The sequence below is a fragment of the Nostoc edaphicum CCNP1411 genome (genome assembly GCF_014023275.1).
In the GTDB taxonomy this organism is placed as follows: Bacteria; Cyanobacteriota; Cyanobacteriia; order Cyanobacteriales; family Nostocaceae; genus Nostoc; species Nostoc edaphicum_A.
In genome coordinates, this window is record NZ_CP054698.1 from 181,871 (window position 1) to 199,473 (window position 17,603).

20 protein-coding genes are annotated in these 17,603 nt (G+C 41.6%); 13 read left to right on the plus strand and 7 right to left on the minus strand.

The genetic code is table 11. From position 1 onward, the window contains the following. Nucleotides 1-13: 13 nt before the first annotated feature. Nucleotides 14-511 (minus strand): hypothetical protein, encoded by a 498-nt coding sequence (locus tag HUN01_RS03580; RefSeq protein ID WP_181930112.1) that lies wholly within the window; start codon nt 509-511, stop codon nt 14-16. A 1,235-nt stretch (nt 512-1,746) separates the two neighbouring features. On the opposite strand from HUN01_RS03580, the gene HUN01_RS03585 reads away from it, so the two are divergent. Then, a complete protein-coding gene (locus HUN01_RS03585; RefSeq protein WP_181930113.1) occupies nt 1,747-2,259 on the plus strand; it encodes a hypothetical protein in 513 nt (170 codons plus the stop codon). Between the two features lie 139 nt (nt 2,260-2,398). Here HUN01_RS03585 and HUN01_RS03590 read toward each other — a convergent pair whose 3' ends face one another. Continuing rightward, entirely contained in the window at nt 2,399-2,980 is a 582-nt protein-coding gene (locus HUN01_RS03590; RefSeq protein ID WP_181930114.1) for a thioredoxin family protein, read from the minus strand. A gap of 208 nt (nt 2,981-3,188) precedes the next feature. Next, nucleotides 3,189-3,404, minus strand: a complete 216-nt coding sequence (locus tag HUN01_RS03595; protein WP_181930115.1) for a chlorophyll a/b-binding protein — start codon at nt 3,402-3,404, stop codon at nt 3,189-3,191. A 196-nt stretch (nt 3,405-3,600) separates the two neighbouring features. Between HUN01_RS03595 and thyX the strand changes: the two genes are divergently transcribed. From thyX to HUN01_RS03615, 4 genes are all read left to right on the plus strand, one after another. Next, nucleotides 3,601-4,323, plus strand: coding sequence for an FAD-dependent thymidylate synthase (gene thyX, locus HUN01_RS03600; RefSeq protein WP_069072943.1), 723 nt, complete (start codon nt 3,601-3,603; stop codon nt 4,321-4,323). Nucleotides 4,324-4,429: 106 nt separating this feature from the next. Continuing rightward, a complete protein-coding gene (locus HUN01_RS03605) occupies nt 4,430-5,290 on the plus strand; it encodes an Rpn family recombination-promoting nuclease/putative transposase (protein ID WP_181930116.1) in 861 nt (286 codons plus the stop codon). 181 nt (nt 5,291-5,471) lie between these two features. Beyond that, nucleotides 5,472-5,888, plus strand: coding sequence for a XisH family protein (locus HUN01_RS03610; RefSeq protein WP_181930117.1), 417 nt, complete (start codon nt 5,472-5,474; stop codon nt 5,886-5,888). Then, nucleotides 5,876-6,211, plus strand: coding sequence for a XisI protein (locus HUN01_RS03615; protein WP_181930118.1), 336 nt, complete (start codon nt 5,876-5,878; stop codon nt 6,209-6,211). The genes HUN01_RS03610 and HUN01_RS03615 overlap by 13 nt, the downstream gene beginning before the upstream one ends. 624 nt (nt 6,212-6,835) lie before the next feature. Here the strand turns inward: HUN01_RS03615 and HUN01_RS03620 are convergent. Further along, complete coding sequence (locus HUN01_RS03620; RefSeq protein WP_181930119.1) at nt 6,836-7,942, minus strand: IS630 family transposase; 1,107 nt, start codon at nt 7,940-7,942, stop codon at nt 6,836-6,838. Between the two features lie 437 nt (nt 7,943-8,379). Here HUN01_RS03620 and dut point away from each other — a divergent pair, with 437 nt between their 5' ends. Continuing rightward, nucleotides 8,380-8,820 (plus strand): dUTP diphosphatase, encoded by a 441-nt coding sequence (gene dut, locus HUN01_RS03625; RefSeq protein WP_181930120.1) that lies wholly within the window; start codon nt 8,380-8,382, stop codon nt 8,818-8,820. Nucleotides 8,821-8,838: 18 nt separating this feature from the next. Here the strand turns inward: dut and dcd are convergent, their stop codons facing one another. Both dcd and HUN01_RS03635 read right to left on the minus strand, forming a co-directional pair. Further along, nucleotides 8,839-9,408, minus strand: a complete 570-nt coding sequence (gene dcd, locus HUN01_RS03630) for a dCTP deaminase (protein WP_238846338.1) — start codon at nt 9,406-9,408, stop codon at nt 8,839-8,841. Nucleotides 9,409-9,501: 93 nt separating this feature from the next. Beyond that, entirely contained in the window at nt 9,502-10,038 is a 537-nt protein-coding gene (locus HUN01_RS03635; protein ID WP_069072937.1) for a P-loop NTPase family protein, read from the minus strand. A gap of 343 nt (nt 10,039-10,381) precedes the next feature. Between HUN01_RS03635 and HUN01_RS03640 the strand changes: the two genes are divergently transcribed. The 7 genes from HUN01_RS03640 (at nt 10,382) to rnhA (ending at nt 16,230) form a co-directional block, all read left to right on the plus strand. After that, on the plus strand, nt 10,382-11,005 hold the full coding sequence (locus tag HUN01_RS03640; protein ID WP_181930122.1) for an adenylate kinase family protein: 624 nt from the start codon (nt 10,382-10,384) through the stop codon (nt 11,003-11,005). Nucleotides 11,006-11,156: 151 nt separating this feature from the next. Beyond that, nucleotides 11,157-11,900, plus strand: coding sequence for a ribonuclease PH (rph, locus tag HUN01_RS03645; protein WP_181930123.1), 744 nt, complete (start codon nt 11,157-11,159; stop codon nt 11,898-11,900). 270 nt (nt 11,901-12,170) lie between these two features. Then, complete coding sequence (pgl, locus tag HUN01_RS03650; RefSeq protein WP_181930124.1) at nt 12,171-12,893, plus strand: 6-phosphogluconolactonase; 723 nt, start codon at nt 12,171-12,173, stop codon at nt 12,891-12,893. 325 nt (nt 12,894-13,218) lie between these two features. Then, nucleotides 13,219-14,100 (plus strand): FHA domain-containing protein, encoded by an 882-nt coding sequence (locus tag HUN01_RS03655; protein ID WP_181930125.1) that lies wholly within the window; start codon nt 13,219-13,221, stop codon nt 14,098-14,100. A gap of 62 nt (nt 14,101-14,162) precedes the next feature. Further along, on the plus strand, nt 14,163-14,333 hold the full coding sequence (locus HUN01_RS03660) for a hypothetical protein (RefSeq protein WP_181930126.1): 171 nt from the start codon (nt 14,163-14,165) through the stop codon (nt 14,331-14,333). Nucleotides 14,334-14,392: 59 nt separating this feature from the next. Further along, nucleotides 14,393-15,136 carry a M50 family metallopeptidase gene (locus HUN01_RS03665; protein WP_181930127.1) on the plus strand — a complete coding sequence of 248 codons (744 nt, stop codon included), beginning with the start codon at nt 14,393-14,395 and terminating at the stop codon, nt 15,134-15,136. Nucleotides 15,137-15,321: 185 nt separating this feature from the next. Next, nucleotides 15,322-16,230 carry a ribonuclease HI gene (gene rnhA / locus HUN01_RS03670; protein ID WP_181930128.1) on the plus strand — a complete coding sequence of 303 codons (909 nt, stop codon included), beginning with the start codon at nt 15,322-15,324 and terminating at the stop codon, nt 16,228-16,230. Nucleotides 16,231-16,336: 106 nt separating this feature from the next. Here the strand turns inward: rnhA and cruG are convergent, their stop codons facing one another. After that, nucleotides 16,337-17,566 carry a 2'-O-glycosyltransferase CruG gene (gene cruG, locus HUN01_RS03675; RefSeq protein ID WP_181930129.1) on the minus strand — a complete coding sequence of 410 codons (1,230 nt, stop codon included), beginning with the start codon at nt 17,564-17,566 and terminating at the stop codon, nt 16,337-16,339. Between the last annotated feature and the right edge of the window lie 37 nt (nt 17,567-17,603).

Genomic DNA, 17,603 nt, shown 5'->3' on the forward strand with positions numbered 1-17,603 from the left:
AACCGAAATCTAATTATTTTTCAGTACGCATAAAAAGAGACACAGTTATTCCCAAACCAATTGCTCCCCAACCTAACCAATTAATCATATTGGAAGAATAATTTAATTGAATTGGTGAAGCATTGGGATTCTGGATTAAAAAATTAATCTGTCCTGCGATCGCTTGCGCTTCCGTGGGATCTTTTCCATCTTGACCAATTTGGTAACTAATACCCTTTCTTGTTACTCCTAACACCCGAAAAAACTGTATATCCTCAGTAGAATCCTCTGTAAATCGTGTAGCATTAATTATCACAACCTTTCCCTGTGTAATATTATCAATAATTTTCTCTTCAATTATCTGTTGACTAAATGCTAAACGTTCAGTTATTGTGCAAGATGCTGTTTTCGACTGAGTAGCTTTGCAGCTAATAATTAAACCCCCTGAGCCATACCGAAAAATACCTATACCAATTCCAGCCAAAGCAGCACCAAAAAATAAGCGCAGCAATATATCCGGTAAATTTTTCATACTTATGCACCTATCTTGGATGGCACATGACGCTTATAATCCCTTTGTTATAATTCCCAAATAAGTGCCAAGCTGTAACACTCATGACCTGTTCACAAGTGCAATGGCATCGTTAGTGTAATCCAGTACGGTTAATATTCTTTACTTTAAAAAACCGTAGGTTGGGTGAAGCGGAGCGCAACCCAACACATTGGTGTCAACGGTGTCAATTTAACATCAAAGCAAGTCATAACTAGCTTTTAGATCGGCTCGTTCCCAGTCGGAGACTGGGAATACCCGTCGTTGGGGCTGCCGCTTCCCTTACTGGCGACTCTGCCGCCAGGAGCAGCATTTCCAGCCAGAGGCTGAAAACGAGATTTGAAGAGGCTTTTAGCTTAAGTTGACACCAATGAACCCAACACATATACAGGATGTTGGGTTACGCAAAGTCTCCACCCAACCTACAATTTTTTTAGCCTTGCCACGCCAGTAGGTGTGTAGCTGTCAGAGTCCGGCACTATTTCAAGTTCTATAAGAATTGCAGGTTATTAAATTTGCGTCGCTTACATAACCACTTCCCCTAACGGGGATAAAAGCAAGCTAACTAACTTTAGCGATCGCATTACTTATCAGTCCACGAATACTCATGTTTTGCTGTTTTGAAATGGATAATCTTTGCCCTTTCTTCTCTACAAGACACGCAAGAGAGAGACAAATTTAATGCTTTTTCACTCAGCACTTGTTACTAAGTACTGGCTCAACGCTCCGCTATCCATGTACAGCACTGTTTTGATAAGAAAGGTTTTCGTGAGTTTCTACGGATATAACAGAAGCCGACATTAGTATAGACTGGCTTTGAATACACCTGAAATTCATCAGGGACTTAGTTTGTCGCTGCTGGTGACTTGCTTGCTGGTATCTTATTGCTTTTGACTGTATGAAACTTACTCTAGTCCACGGTAAGTCTCCCTCAAAAAGGTTTCTTAGCATTTAAAACGACCCCACTGTTTTGAGGCTATAGGCTTAGAATATTTACAAGCTTTACTTACGAATTAGCTCTCTCTAGAGAAAGTACCGTTTTTGCTGTCTAAGCTGACATTCATCCTATTTCTATCCAGATTTGTGTAGCTTATTAACAAATCAGCGGATTTATTAATATTAAGGCTGCTTTAGTATTTAGTTTCTTACCCTGACCTATTAGACAGCTAGAGTGTTCATTTCATTTTGTTCAATAGCTTTTAGCCCTTATCGCTCCCATGCTGACCCATCACCGCAAGCCCGTGTGCTTATCACTGATTTCCACTGACCTACCAATCTGGTCTGTTGTCGAAACTGCCGCAACATTGTATCAAAAAGATACTGATAGATTCCATTTGTTACTTACCGCACCGCCCCTAATTAGCTGCGAAGTAGAGAGTGTAGTAAGTCCACAGGACAGACTTCCCCAAACTAAGAGCAAAGCTTACGCCCCTAACAGTCCCAGAATTTTGTGGCTAGAGATTTCCCCTTATCGCGTCATCATGACTATGCAAGGTAACGCCCAAGTGAGTTACCGTCACTTTTGGGAACAGGGCGTTTATGGCATTAGTCGCTATTGGTTGCCAACTGAGTCATTGCAACCTAACGATCCTATTCGTTTGCGAAATTTTACTAGTAGCCTAACTCTCAACGGACATCCCTTACCAGAACATTTGCGTCTGGAATATGAATTGTGGGCAGAAAAAGTCCAATTAGGATGCTACATACTGAATTTGGAAATTAAACATTGATGGGAGTGGGGATTAGGGAGTGGGAGGATGAGGGAGCAGGGGAAGCAGGAAAAGCAGGGGAAGAAAGAATAACTAATACCCCGTGCCCCATACCCAATGCCCCATGCCCCATGCCCAATGCCCCATGCCCCAATCCCTTTTAACCAAAATAACTGGGTTGGTTTCCAGGTTTCCATTTAATATTGCAACCAACACTCGGCTTTTGTTCGTTTGTAACAGGTTTATCTGCCAGCACTGCTTCAATGGCTGCGCGTAAATCTGCACCAGTCACAGGTTTACCATTACTGGGACGGCTATCATCCAATTGTCCCCGATAAACTAGTTTGCGATCGCTATCAAATACAAAAAAATCTGGTGTGCAAGCTGCTGTGTAAGCTTTTGCTGTTTCCTGACTCTCGTCGTAGCATAAGGTAAAATTAAACCCTTGTTCTGTGGCAAATGCTTGTAACGACTCTGGCGCGTCATCTGGATAATTGTGTGCATCGTTAGCACTGATGGCAACGATCGCTAAATCACCTGTAAAATAATCTTTTCCTAACTGCACTAATTCTTTTTGAATGTGCTTTACAAATGGGCAATGCCGACAAATAAACATTACCAACAGTGCTTTTTTATCTGCAAAGGTAGAAAGTGAAGTTGCTTTTCCAGATACTACTTCCGGTAGATTAAAATCTGGCGCTTTCGTGCCTAATAGCAACATCGTTGAAGCAGTTAAAGCCATATTTCACCCAATATTTTTACGCTGATAACTGCTTTGGCTATCAGTATATTTTCACTCTAGCACTAAGTTTTACATAAATTAAGAGACGGTAAATTTACCGTCTCTTACGTTTGTTGATAATTAAGTTATAAAAATTAGTTTTTACAAGACTCTGTGCTGAGTTTTGAAGTTGAGTACTCAGCACTCACCACTCGGAACTCAGCACTCTTCATAGGCTTGCCAAAACACCAACGATACCGTGTCCGGTGAATACTTCTAATGCTATTAGAGAAACAAAACCAATCATTGCTAGACGACCGTTGAGCATTTCTGCATAAGGAGTGAAGCCAGTGCGATCGCCTTGCTCATCTACATAAACTCTTGGCTCGATCGCAAAGTTGTTCAGTTTGCCTTGGTCGTCAACTATAGCAGTGTTTGTACGCATTTGATTTTCCTTTTGTTTTCTCTTATGTAAACAACTGTAACAAAGTTATTAATATTTGTAAAGTATCTGAATCTGCTCAAGTAGAAATCCAAGCCAGAGATATGATAGTGAATCGAGTTCAAAGCCATGTCTAACGAACAGGCTCCGCTCCTTCTGCGTAAGCACTTTCATTCACAAATCCGTTCCCGATAAGCTAATGCATCGATTTCGAGTAGAGGTTATTGCCAAAACACCAAACCCGCAGCAGGTGATTTATGCCGCGATGCACCAGGACTATACTGATGGGTTCGTGTTTGATGAGCGTGACTCCTGGCCCTCGGAGTCACAAAGTGGCGAAGTTATTGTTAAGCGACTTTTAGCGGGTGAGAGGGGACACTATGGACCTCTAGAGCATCCCCAGATTGTTTTCAACTGTGGTTACTTTCCCCACAATGTGATGCAGCAAGCCCGTACTCATCGTGTAGGCGTATCATTCGATGTCCAATCTTTTAGATACACAGGCAACCAATTTATTGATGTAGTAGAAGGCAAAAAAGACATAGAAGATGTTTTTTACCTACGTCCCGTTGGTTATTACACTGATAGACAAGGCAAAAAATACTATTATTCACCAGAGCAACGAGCAGCAGACTTGGAGTGGTGTCTAGAAGCAGCTAAACGATATAAAGCTGATTTTGAGGCTGGAATGTCTGAAGAACACGCAAGAGGTAAAGTGCCTTTTGATTATCGCCAGCATTTTGTAGTTAGTTTTAATTTAAGGTCTTTCTTGCATTTTTGTGATCTGAGAAATAAGAAAGATGCTCAACTGGAAATTCAAAAGTTGTGTGAAATGATGTGGCCTCATTTTGAAGATTGGGCACCTGCGATCGCACAATGGTATGAAAAGCAGCGTCTAGGTAAAGCCAGACTTGCACCATAATCATTTTTGGGGCAATTCATACTGAATTCTGACGCCTCGGCGGAGCGTCTCCGGCTCCGCTCCTGAGTTCTGAATTCTTCTTATAAAAAATTTGTAAAATACTTTCATGCGTCGAGACTCAATATTTTACAAACTGTTTCAACAGTCTCCAACTCTGCTGTTTGAGCTATTGAGCAATCCTCCAAATAATGCAGATAGTTATCGTTTTGATTCAGTCGCCGTCAAAGAGCCGAAATTTAAAATTGATGGAGTATTTCTACCACCGGAAACTGATGGTGCTGGAGTTGTATATTTTTGTGAGGTGCAGTTCCAGAAGGATGAACAACTTTATGAAAGAGTATGGGCTGAATCTTCGTTATATTTCTACCGCAACCATGCCAGATTTAGCGACTGGCAAGCAGTGATAATCTACCCGTCACGCAGTATTGAGCAAAGCGATATTCATCCTCATCGCTCATTGCTAAACGGCGAACAAATACATCGGGTGTATTTAGATGAATTAGGGGATATTCGTCAGTTACCTATATGGGTAGCGCTGATGGTATTAACTACAGTAGATGAAGAACAAGCACCAGAAGAAGCAAGGTATTTGTTAACAAGAACTACCCAAGAAGTGCTATCACCATCGAGTCGCGCCATAATTGAATTAATAACGACGATCATGGTGTACAGATTTGAACAATTAACTCAAGCTGAGGTAGAGTCTATGTTAGGAATCACGCTTAAGGAAACGCGAGTTTACCGAGAAATTAAGGAGGAAGGACGTGAGGAAGGACGTGAGGAAGGACGTGAGGAAGCAACAGCTAATCTTATTCTCCGGCAATTAACTAAGCGATTTGGGGAACTTTCTCAAGAAATACGCTCCTCAATTTCTGGTTTATCTTTGCCTGTTCTAGAAGATTTAAGTGAAGCACTGTTAGATTTTACTAGTTTGGCTGATTTACAGGCTTGGCTAGAAGCGCAATGAAGGTTTAAACTATCTCATATAGACTTTTCCAGGACGATGGATATTCAAAAAGTTCTATGCGATCGCCGAATTATTTCCTCTGACCCAGATATTATGAGTAGTACTCCTGTGTTCGTTACGTCAGACAAGGGCTTACTATATCAGCAAAATTTTCGAGTTATTACACTTTAAATTTTAAGGAATGTCTGCAAGAGATATTTTCCATAATTTAGTTAGATTGGCTTTGCAAAAAGATGGCTGGACAATTACACACGATCCACTATCTATTGATTTAGCAGATGGACAATTACAAATTGATCTGGGTGCAGAACGGTTAATTGCTGCCCAAAAGCAAGACGAACGAATTGCTGTAGAAATCAAGAGTTTTGTTGCTCCCTCTGCGATTTCTGAGTTTCATACAGCTTTAGGACAATGTTTAAATTATCGAGTAGCGCTAAAACTAAAAGAGCCAGAGCGAGTTCTCTATTTAGCAGTTCCACTAGCAACTTATGAAGATTTTTTCTCACGGCAATTGCCACAGATGAGTATCCACGAATATCAATTGAAACTGCTAGTATTTGACCCGGAAAATGAGGTAATTGTACAATGGATAAACTAGCGCAGTATAGACAAATCATCCAGCAAGTTTTGACAAGTCATGCTCAGATTAAACCTGCCTATGGTGAAATCGAACGACAAACTATTTTTGATTTACAACAGGATCATTATCAAGTTGTGAATACGGGTTGGGAAAATCGGCATCGGGTTTATGGCTGTTTAATTCATCTAGATATTCGAGATCATAAGATTTGGATTCAGTATGATGGGACTGAGGTTGGCGTGGCTAATGAATTAGTGGAGTATGGTATTCCAAAGCAGGATATCGTGCTGGCTTATCAACCTCTTTATATGCGAAAGCTGACAGAATTTGCAGTGGGATAAAGTAAGCGATCGCACTCTGATTTGTGGGTATGATTTAGAGCGATCGCACAAATTTTTGAGGTAATTACGGTGATGATAAAAATAAAATAGTGCTACGCTGCAATCAATAAAACCTAGTGAATTAGATAAAAATTAGCTCACACATGAGTACATTAAGTGACCAAGATATCAAGCGAGAATTGGGCAGGGATATACTAATATATCCTTTTAATGAAAGCAACCTTAAAGGAGCAAGTTACAATTTGACAGCAAGTAAGCTTGCGTGGAAAATCCAGGATGGAAAAAGTGCTTATGATAGTTCTGTAGAGAGAATTATTATCCCTAAAAATTCTACGGTTTAATTCAAACTAATGAAGCTATTTGGGTTTCAAAAAGAATCACTGGAACATATCATTCTAAAGTTGGTTGGGTTTCTCAGGGTATAGGACATATTGGTACAACTTTAGATCCTGATTATATCGGGAATTCTTTAATAGCAGTTCATAACCATAGCGACAAATCTATACATCTGAAGCCAGAAACAGATACTTTTGTCTCTCTGATGTTTTATTATGTTAAAACCAAATCATCGATTCCACATACTAATGATCCTGGTAGACCAGATAAGCTGTTACGCAGCTAAATTTAATAAACAGCATTACCTTTATTTTTAATTTTGCGTTCCCATTTAATAATAAGACCTCCTTCATTTAACAATTTATTTAACAACTCTTCTAGCTGTGATACTGACTCGAACAATCTATGAGCTATATATTCTTTTGCTGAATGCCAAACCAATTCAATCAAATTATAATCTGGACTATAAGGTGGTAGAAATTCCAGGATAATATTTGGCATTTCTGCCTTGATACGAACTAAAATATCTTTTCTTTTATGGAAGCTGGCATTATCTAAGATAATCACTATTTTCGCAGAACATTTATTGAAAGTCTCAATTCTATTTCCTTGCTCTATCCATTCTTGCAATAGAAAATTATTCAAAGATTGAAGCTGCTCATAAAATACATCGGCATTTCCTTTTTTAATCACAAAATTCATTCTCTTCTTGTCGTGATAACGTAACCCTCCCATAATATTTACTCTTCCTCTTCTTCTTTGACCTGTGATTTGTTTCCTTGTACCTTTCTTACCCCAGTTTTTTCTTCTTATCACTCTTAAACTAAATCCACTCTCATCCCAAAACCATACCTGTAAACGCTCTGGGGCTTCCTTTGTTATTCTTAAGTATTCTGACAATTTTTCTTTAAATGCCTTACGCATTTCAGGATTCTGTTTGTCCCCTAGGCTGTATTTTGCCCAAAGGTAAACGTACTTTTTTCGCTCTAATATTCTCCCAACTTGTGAACCACTTAACTTAATTCCTGTTATCTTTTCGAGGTATGTAGCTAGTCTTGCTGCTGTCCAACGACCAAATTCATACCCATACTCTAGTGGCTCTTTTTCAATTATTTCTAATAATAAATCCTCATATTCTTTGGTAACTTTGCGGAAGTTCCCTTCTCTTCTTCCATCTAAAAAACTTTCTAGGTTATCTGGATCGCCGTGAACTGCCCAATATGCTACTGTTGGATATGCAATATCTAAAAACTTACTAATCTCTTGATAAGTTTTTCCATCATTCATTAATAATAAAATCAGAATCTTTTCTCTTACGTAGGGATTTTCATGCTCTTTTAGCGTTTTTAGTAGCCTTTCCTTCTGCTCTTGGGAAAGATGATTTTTTGCTGGCATAGATGGCTGATACTAAATTAATTACTTAATCTAATATTATACAATCTAGCTGCGTAACAGCTTATACTAAATGGCGTTCAGCGTAGTGAAGAGGAAAGACGCTGGCTTGATGAGCCTTTTAGAAAAAATGAAACACTTTTAAGAAAACAACTAAAAGAATCTGAAGTTTTCAAAAAGTTTAAAAAAAATTGGTTAGACAATTTGCTTTATATGCTCCCATATATAATTCTAATATTACTTACAATTTTAAGTTTATGCTTTTATCTTTATCTAGATGCTAATAGCATAGTTCTCTCACAAAAAAATTGGTATAATACAGTAAGGTCTATTGCTGATCGAACGACGTATTTAGCATTTGGTGCATTAATTGTATTAATTACAAATGATTTGCGTAGAAGCTAGAATATAGAACAAATGATATTTTGAGATCAAAAAAGATGAAACTGAAGATACGAAAATTACACCAATTAGCTATAGTTCCTAAATACGAACATTCAAATGATTCTGGACTAGATTTATTTTCCATAGAAGAAATAAAAATTCCTTCTGGAGAAAGTAGGTTAATACATACTGGTATTTCAATAGAATTACCTCAAGGAACTGAAGCTCAAGTTCGTCCAAGGAGCGGTCTAGCTCTTAAATATCAAATTACAGTTCTTAATGCTCCCGGTACAGTAGATGAAGGTTATCGCGGAGAAATAGGTGTAATTTTAATAAATCATGGCAAAAGTCTTTTTAAAGTTACGGAAGGAATGAAAATTGCCCAAATGGTCATCACACCAGTAATTCATGTTGAAGTGGAAGAAGTGGATAACCTCAGTCATACATCTAGAGGAACTGGTGGTTTTGGTTCAACAGGAATGACTGCAAAAATGTAAAATTGCATACTATTTAGATTATATGCGAGCCAATGTAACAATCTCTAGCTGATCCTGATATTTGCCCTGTCTTGCTTCATAACTAATAGCGCAGGGTTCACCCTCTAAAAATAGCAGTTGCACCACGCCTTCATTGGCGTAGATGCGACAGTCGGCGCTGGAAGAATTGGAAAATTCTAAAGTTAAATGACCCCGCCATGCAGCCTCAGCAGGCGTTAAATTTGCTATTATGCCACAACGTGCATACGTAGACTTACCTATACAAATTACTGTAATATTCTCAGGAACCTCCAGTTTTTCTAGAGCAACCCCAAGCCCATAGGAATGAGCCGGTAAAATAAAGTAGCTGCCACTGGCATCTGTGTGCAGTGCTGTTGGCTCCAGATTTTGGGGATTAAAGTTTTTGGGATCAACTACAGTTCCGGGAATGTGGCGAAAAATGCGGAACTCAGCCGAGGAAAGGCGTATATCGTAGCCATAAGAAGACAACCCGTAGCTAATTACAGGTTGAATCGCTACAGACTCATCTTTTTGCACTTTTCGGATTAAACTTGGCTCAAAGGGTGAAATCAAACCCTGTTGAGCCATTTCAGTAATCCAGATATCGTTCTTAATCACAAGTTCGTTGCTAACGTTAATTCAAACAGACTTGATATGGTAGCACGAACTGAGTATTTATGTTTAAGGTCGATAACTCCGGCGGATTTCTGTAATTTGATCTGCCACATCTAAGAGAGATTTTGGCATCTCTGGCCCTGTGAGAATGATATCGACGTGGGGAGGGCGTTTTGCCAGAAACGCTAAAACCTCCGTTTCAGGAATTAAACCAAAGTTAATCGCTAAACTTAACTCATCTAAAACCACGAGAGAATACTTACTCTCGCACACTACCTGTTGTGTATACTGCCACAGCTTTTGTAAGGCTTTATTTTCCGTATCATCAAGATGTGGTGTATCGATACAACGAGGCAAATCACACCGAATCCAATCTAAATTTTGTCCTAATTGTATAGGCCTTTCCTGTCCTTGGCGAATACCTCCTTTGAGGAACTGCACTATTAATACTGGCGTTCCTTGTCCAGCTATTCTCAGTGATTGAGCCATCACGCTCGTAAAAAAATTGCGATGGGAGCTAGTAAAAACTTGCACTAGCCCTTCAACTGGATATGGTAGGGTCAGGGTTGAATTGATACTTTGAGTTTCTAGCTGGGCAACCATAAAGTTAAGTTTAAAAAAATACAATAGATTAAGAGTTTTTGCTGGCGGGAATTATTGCAAATCTGTCTGTATAATCAATCTGTTTTTCAGAGGTGTGGTGGATTTGGCAAATTGCATTCTTAGTCAAACACTACCTTTGTATTGAAGTCAAGAGTTGTTTTGATTTAAATTTTCGTTTTTACTCTGAAAGTACTTGTAAAAATTAAAACATAAGAGTTACAGTTCCAATTATTTAAAAAAGCTAGGTGTAAGTCTGAAAATCGCTAAATGTTAGATTTGCCGATTGTTTGGGCAAAACAGACTTAGGAAGTAGTGAATTTGACAGGATGAGGAGTTAATTGTTGTGAGATTGGTGATTCTGGGAGGTTCAGGATCGGGGAAAAGCACTCAAGCACAAAGGCTTTGCAGATACTTTGAGATTCCTCTGATTTCTACAGGTGAGATTTTACGGGAAGCAATATCTGGCAATCAGCCCCTGCCGGGATTTCGATGGTCGGAAGCTGATCCCCGGACTTCTCTTTCGGTTTACGCTAGCCTGAGTGAACTAGGATATCACGCACGACCCTATATGCAAAAAGGGGAGTTAGTTCCAGACAAAATGATCATTGAATTGATCCAAATTCGCCTCAGACAACCAGATATTCAATGCGATTGGGTGTTAGAAGGCTATCCCCGTACTGCCTTCCAAGCTGAAGAATTAGATTTTTTATTAGATGATTTAGGGCAAAAGCTAGATTGGGCAATTTATCTCCAAGTTCCAGAAGCAGTTATGGTTAGTCGATCCTTGGGGCGATCGCTACCAGATGACCAACCAGAAATCGTGCAGCGCCGTGTAGAATTATTCTACGATCGCACCATTCCCATCCTAGAATATTACGACCGTCGTCGCTGCTTGTTGACCATCAACGGCGACCAATCACCAGAGATGGTGCAGCAAAATATTTTGACTCTGTTTTCAGTTCCTTGAAGAGTGCTGAGTAATGAGTGATGAGTGCTGAGTGCTGAGTGGGAGAGTTAGGAGTTTGGAAAATTCTTGCCAATGCCCAATGCTCAATGCCCAATGCCCAATAACACTAAGGTAATCTTAAGTCAGTATTGTAAAACTTGAGGCAAATCCAATGGCTTGGCAGCGTCCTGACGGTCGTCTTCCCTACGAACTACGTCCGATCAGTTTTTACCCTAGTTTCACCCGCTTTGCCCCTGGTTCTGTTCTCGCAAGATGCGGTGATACTCAGGTACTTTGTACCGTTAGCGTTAATAAGGGAGTTCCAAAGTTTCTCGAAGGAACTGGTAAAGGCTGGTTAACTGCTGAGTACCGAATGCTACCATCTGCTACCCAAAAACGCCAAGAAAGGGAATTATTGAAATTATCTGGACGGACGCAAGAAATTCAACGTCTAATTGGACGCAGCTTACGTGCAGCAGTGGATTTTGATGCACTGGGAGAACATACGCTAACTGTGGATGCTGATGTGTTACAAGCCGACGCTGGAACCAGGACAACAGCCATTACAGGCTCATTTGTGGCGTTGGCTCATGCAGTTTCTCAATTGTTGCAAGAGGGCGTGTTGGAGCGATCGCCTTTATGTGGACAGGTAGCAGCAGTTTCCGTAGGATTACTGGAGGGAGAGCCATTTTTGGATCTAAATTATATCGAAGATGTGGCTGCAACCGTAGATTTTAATGTGGTGATGAATCAACATTTGGGAATAATTGAAGTCCAAGGAACAGCCGAAGAAGGCAGCTTTAGCCGCACTCAGTTGGATCAACTTCTAGATGTCGCCCAAAAAGGAATTCAGGAATTGTTAATTGCCCAACGTGAAGCGATCGCTAACTGGGAAGCCTTGGTTGTGATTAATTAGTTTTATTAATTTTCAATAAGAATTAATAATTGTATCCTTTATGGCGTTAATCAACAAAGTATCAAGTAACTGGGTGTGAATAAATAATCATGAAAGTGATTAGTAGTTAGTGCGACTGACTACTGACAACTTGCCATTGAAGGTGATAAGGAGCATCTATTTTTTCCAGCCTACCTAATCTGTGATGTTAAATGTTTCAAAAGTTAAAAAGGAGGATTGTAATAAGTTCGGTATTGTATTGCTGGAAGCCAGCAATATGATGATGAAGCCATGAACAAAACCGTTGAAGTTCTACCGGATCAGCCAGCGCTGGTTGCACGAGCGCTAGAATTAATTCTGTCCAAATTAGAAACTGCCATTGAGCAGCGTGGACGGTTTACCATTGCCTTATCTGGCGGCAGTACACCTAAACCGTTATACGAAGCAATAGCTACTCAAAAACTGCCTTGGGATAAAATTCATATATTCTGGGGGGATGAGCGTTATGTGCCACCAGATCACCCCGATAGCAATGAGCTGATGACGCGTCGTGCGTGGCTAAATCGTATTGACATCCCAGGGGCTAACATTCACCCCGTACCAACTTTAGAAGCCAATCCAGAACTGGCTGCTGATAAGTATGAAAAACATCTCAAAGAATTTTTCAATTCTTCTGGGGTTGAGTTCCCCGCGTTGGATGTAGTATTACTAGGAATGGGTGATGATGCACATACCGCATCTTTGTTTCCCCATACAGAGGCTCTTAAAGTACGCGATCGCCTCGTGACTGTGGGTAACAAAGACGGAAACCCCAGAATAAGTTTCACATACCCCTTCATCAACTCTGCTCGTAGCGTGATTTTTCTGGTTGCTGGTGCTAATAAACGACCAGCTTTAGCGCAAGTCTTTGCACCTGTAGCCGATGACTTCACTTACCCATCCCGCTTAATTCAGCCCCAAGGTGAACTTTGGTGGCTGCTAGATACGGCAGCAGGTTTGGAACTCCAACATTGAATAATGGGGAATTGGGCATTGGGCATGGGGCATGGGAGAGAGGTGGGTAAATTATCCCTTGTTCCCCTCATCGTCCCTTTCCCCACCTCCCCGTATCCAATTCATCGTTCTATCAGCAGTAATTGCTAGAATCTAAAACTAGGGCCGCCTTCTGCTTGCCAGTCCTACTACTTTGTCAAGCTAATTTTGAGGGTTTGTAGTAAGCACAAAGTGTGCTTAGAAAATAAGGACTTTAGTCCTTACTACGAACTTGCTTACCCATCAATTTAAACTTGACAGATTACTACTTATATCTATGATGATCTTGAACAAAGGCTAAATATCGATGATCGTCTGCCCTAATTGCAATCATCCCAACCCTGATGGCGCTGTCCAGTGTGAAGCTTGCTATACACCGTTACCCGCAACTACTAACTGTCCCAGTTGTGGGGCAACTGTGCAAGCAGATGCTGCATTCTGTGGCCAGTGTGGCTATAACCTTCATTCAGCAGGAGTTCCACACGTTCATCCCGCAACAGTAGCTACAACAGTTACTCCCGATGTTCCTGTGGAAGTGCCAGCGTTAGTTCCACCCGATCCACTGTTAGAACTTTTGCAACCAGATTCATTGGGAATAAGCGGTTCTACTAACTCCCATCCTCCTAGTTCATCTTTACCACCAACAGAGGTGGCAGTTCCCCCAGAACCAGCGCCACAGGTATCTGTTTCATACAGTAGCCCCCCAGAACCTGCACCAACCGTTGCAGCTCAACCTGTAGTCTCTGTACAAAGTATTCCTACTCCACCACCCTTAGAACCAGCGCCCGCCCCTGGAGCCAAAGTACCCCCACCAGCAGCACCAGCACCAACTGTAACTGCTGCCAGAACGCAATTGCAGCAGGTTACAGCGAAGTTAATCCACGTTCAAAGCGATTTGCTAATTGAATTGCCGCAAAATCTCTCTGTAATTCATATCGGCAAGTCCAATGACCGGATTCCACCAGATATAGATGTTTCAGGATTTCCCAATTCAGAAATTGTCTCGCGGATTCATGCAGATATTCGCGTCGAGGGAGATGCTCATTATGTAGAGGATGTGGGAAGTTCTAATGGTACTTACATTAATAATTTGCCACTTTTACCAGGAAACCGTCATCGCTTGCGACCAGGCGATCGCATCAGCTTAGGTAAAGGAGACTTAATGACATTTCTCTTTCAACTTGCTTAACTGATTCTTGATCAATTGTGACATCAGTCTAAGCATTTTCTGCCCACCCTCTGGCATCCTTTTTGAAGGATCAACAAATAAACCGCATCGAACAAGCGACGGATAACTATGTTGTTCTTGATAGCGCCATAGTTGACAGCCGTCGCTTCGAGGTGCGAATTGTTGCATTGCCCAGCAACTCCATTACCTTAATAATTACACTAGGATGGATGAAAATACACTGCCAATTTTAGATTGTGAATTTTTCAGAAAATCTAAAATCCAAAATCCAAAATCCAAAATTGAGTGACCTATGAGGGAACCAAGTAAAAATTTTGAAACCTTGCTCACCAAAGAAGCCCCGCCAGTTGTTGAACGCATGGGGCTAACCTGGCTAATTGCAGCAGCGATCGCAACTGCTTTACTGTGGCAAGTACCAGGAGGAGACTATATCTTATACCCGTTTACAATTCTGGCAACTTGGTTTCATGAAATGGGTCACGGCCTAATGGCACTCCTGTTAGGGGGACAGTTCCAGAAATTACAGATTTTTAGCAATGGTTCTGGTGTCGCAACTTATGGTATTCGGTCATCATTGGGGCCAATTGGCCTGGCATTGATCGCAGCCGCAGGCCCAATGGGGCCACCTCTTGCCGGTGCAGTTTTGATTCTGGCTTCCCGCAGTTTTACAGCAGCAACCCTCTGTTTGAAAATTTTAGGCGGTTTTTTGCTGTTTTCCACATTAATTTGGGTACGTTCCTGGTTTGGATTGGTGGCAATTCCCTTGTTGGGTTTAATAATCTTGGGTATTGCCCTGAAAGCACCTCGTTGGGCGCAAGGATTTGCTATTCAATTTTTGGGTGTACAAGCTTGTGTGAGTACCTTCCATCAACTTAATTATCTATTTAGTAGTTCTGCTGGTTCCCTTGGACTCTCTGATACAGCGCAAATGCAGAGGTATTTGCTTTTACCTTACTGGTTTTGGGGCGGGTTGATGGCGATCGCATCTCTGGTGATTTTAGTCCAAAGTCTCCGCGTTGCCTATCGTTCGGAGTAAAGGTAACAAAGCAATGCAAAAAAGGCAATTGAAAATTGCCAGCCTTAGAGATTGCTATTTGTGCAAGCAATTGAAGAACTAAAGGAAAAATTTATCAGTATAATAGCCTGGATATTGTTAAAAAAATTCGCCTTCGTCGCTAATAACTCTTGCCTTAGCGTCCTTCGCGGTTCGATACCCTAACCATGTCCACCCAACCTACAATTCAAAGCATATACACCGATGGTGCTTGCACCGGTAATCCTGGCCCTGGCGGCTGGGGTGTTGTTGTCTACTTCAGCGATGGCTCAATCCACGAAATGGGCGATGCATCCCCTCATACCACTAATAATAAAATGGAGATGCAAGCTGCGATCGCAGCCCTCCAATTTTTGCAAACATCTGAACAAGCCCAACCCATTACCCTGCATACCGATAGCGAATACCTGATTAACTGCGTTACCAAGTGGGTGAAAGGCTGGAAAATGAAAGGCTGGAAAAAATCAGATGGTAAACCAGTCCAAAACCAAGACCTTTTAGAAATTTTGGATGAACTCAATACCCAACAGGTAAAATGGCAACACGTCCGAGGACATTCTGGTAACATAGGTAACGAACGTTGTGATGTGATCGCTCGCACATACGCCAGTGGCAAAACCCCTTCCCTGCAACAATTATCTCCCAAAAATCTTTACAAATCTTTACCCTCCAAAAATGAACTAAATGTAGCAAAAGTAGCTGATTATGAAAAAAACTCTAGAATAACTAACCAAAGTCCTCAAGAAATCAGTACTTCTGCACCAGAAATAACCGTTATGGAACCATCAACTGGCCCAACTGCGGCCGCAACAGATGAAAAACCGCCAGAAATGAGGGTTTCGCAACTCCGCAGCTTGGTCGAAACTCTGCGTATTGCTGATGAAATTTCTGAAAAAGGCTACTTAATCACCAGTTCTGAGTTAGCAGACTTGATGGATGTCCACGCTAGCGCTGTCACTAGTCGTGGAGATCAATGGCGCTGGCGAAACTGGATAGTGTCACGGGTACGTCGTGAAGGAAATCAAATTCTTTGGGAATTGGAACGTGGGGATCAAGTAGGAGGTGAAGAGGATTAAGGAGTGCTGAGTGCTGAGTTGTGAGTGCTGAGTAGGAAGTTTAGAGGGAGTAGTGAAGAGTTTAGAGTGAGTAGTTAAAAATTCACAACTCAGCACTCAGCACTCATCACTCAGCACTATATTTGCGTCCTCGCCACTCGCGCGGGGTGCGGAACGCAGATAAGAATATTCGTAGTACCGCTAAGGGATCGGCTAAAGGGGAAAGCCAGAACAACCAACCGCCTTTAGCGTTTGTGCGATCATAAGAAGGTGCGATCGCTATCAGCATAGCAAAGCGAATCACCAGCAGGAATAAATTCAGTCCCAGCAGGAGAAGTGTGGGGATGGGTAGAGACGCAATTAATCCCGTCTGTAGCAAGTGTGAGAGTGGGGGAGAAATCAACAAGTAAGTGAGGACAATTAAAAGGGGTAGACCTTGAACAGATGTGAGTAGCCATAAATCTCCCCACAACTGAGAACGAGAAGTTGCATCTTTGAGATCGAGACTGCGCCCCCATTCCTTCCACGTCTCCATCGCCCCTTCATACATCCGTACCTTCAAAACCTTTGCGCCATCTAAAAAGCCCACTTTATACCCTTGAGTAGCAATATTCCGTGCCAAGGTAACATCATCACAAAAAGAACCACTCGCACTGCTATAACCACCCACAGCAGCTAAAACGGAACGACGACACAAAAAGCACTGCCCATTAGCCATAACCCGTTCTGGCTGATTTGTATTGATCCCCGCTGGATCAAATCGGTAAAGCAGAGTCATCAACAAAGCAGGTTGTAGCCAGCACTCTCCTGGATATTTAAGTATGAACTGGGGTGAAAGGGAAACCAAGTCATAGCCTTGCGCTTCGGCCGTCTTCAGCAAACCAGCAACTAAACCAGGATGTGGTTGGATATCAGCATCCAGCCCCAGAAACCACTGACTAGCCTCTGAGCTATATAAAAAACCGTTATGCAATGCCCAAGGACGCCCCACCCAACCATCGGGTAAGGGATCGTCTGTCATGATGCGAAAGCGCGGATCTTTCTGCTGTGAGGCTTTTACCAAGTCGGGGGTACCATCACTAGACTTACTGTCTACCACCATAATTTCCCGAACTTCATAGCTTTGTTGACTTAAACCAGCTAACAGAGGGCTAATGCGAAGCGCCTCATTTAGTGTGGGAACGACGACGCTAACTCTACCCAAAAGCTCTGGTGTCGGCTGTTGGGGTTCTATTGGAGGATGGCGTCTTGGCCCTTTTAACAGGCGCGAAAATAGAATCGCCGTTGCTGGTACTTGGATAAGTAGCAATAAAAAGGAGATAGCACTTTCTACTATCAAAGCGTTGTCATTACTCATTAGGCATGGGGCAAAACAGTTATGTGAGCGGTAGCGG

Excerpts from the sequence above, each read along its gene's own strand:
- HUN01_RS03580 (WP_181930112.1), bottom strand. The coding sequence starts at position 511 with ATGAAAAATTTACCGGATATATTGCTGCGCTTATTTTTTGGTGCTGCT.
- HUN01_RS03585 (WP_181930113.1), top strand. The coding sequence starts at position 1,747 with ATGCTGACCCATCACCGCAAGCCCGTGTGCTTATCACTGATTTCCACT.
- HUN01_RS03590 (WP_181930114.1), bottom strand. The coding sequence starts at position 2,980 with ATGGCTTTAACTGCTTCAACGATGTTGCTATTAGGCACGAAAGCGCCA.
- HUN01_RS03595 (WP_181930115.1), bottom strand. The coding sequence starts at position 3,404 with ATGCGTACAAACACTGCTATAGTTGACGACCAAGGCAAACTGAACAAC.
- thyX (WP_069072943.1), top strand. The coding sequence starts at position 3,601 with ATGCATCGATTTCGAGTAGAGGTTATTGCCAAAACACCAAACCCGCAG.
- HUN01_RS03605 (WP_181930116.1), top strand. The coding sequence starts at position 4,430 with ATGCGTCGAGACTCAATATTTTACAAACTGTTTCAACAGTCTCCAACT.
- HUN01_RS03610 (WP_181930117.1), top strand. The coding sequence starts at position 5,472 with ATGTCTGCAAGAGATATTTTCCATAATTTAGTTAGATTGGCTTTGCAA.
- HUN01_RS03615 (WP_181930118.1), top strand. The coding sequence starts at position 5,876 with ATGGATAAACTAGCGCAGTATAGACAAATCATCCAGCAAGTTTTGACA.
- HUN01_RS03620 (WP_181930119.1), bottom strand. The coding sequence starts at position 7,942 with ATGCCAGCAAAAAATCATCTTTCCCAAGAGCAGAAGGAAAGGCTACTA.
- dut (WP_181930120.1), top strand. The coding sequence starts at position 8,380 with ATGAAACTGAAGATACGAAAATTACACCAATTAGCTATAGTTCCTAAA.
- dcd (WP_238846338.1), bottom strand. The coding sequence starts at position 9,408 with ATGGCTCAACAGGGTTTGATTTCACCCTTTGAGCCAAGTTTAATCCGA.
- HUN01_RS03635 (WP_069072937.1), bottom strand. The coding sequence starts at position 10,038 with ATGGTTGCCCAGCTAGAAACTCAAAGTATCAATTCAACCCTGACCCTA.
- rph (WP_181930123.1), top strand. The coding sequence starts at position 11,157 with ATGGCTTGGCAGCGTCCTGACGGTCGTCTTCCCTACGAACTACGTCCG.
- pgl (WP_181930124.1), top strand. The coding sequence starts at position 12,171 with ATGAACAAAACCGTTGAAGTTCTACCGGATCAGCCAGCGCTGGTTGCA.
- HUN01_RS03655 (WP_181930125.1), top strand. The coding sequence starts at position 13,219 with ATGATCGTCTGCCCTAATTGCAATCATCCCAACCCTGATGGCGCTGTC.
- HUN01_RS03665 (WP_181930127.1), top strand. The coding sequence starts at position 14,393 with ATGAGGGAACCAAGTAAAAATTTTGAAACCTTGCTCACCAAAGAAGCC.
- rnhA (WP_181930128.1), top strand. The coding sequence starts at position 15,322 with ATGTCCACCCAACCTACAATTCAAAGCATATACACCGATGGTGCTTGC.
- cruG (WP_181930129.1), bottom strand. The coding sequence starts at position 17,566 with ATGAGTAATGACAACGCTTTGATAGTAGAAAGTGCTATCTCCTTTTTA.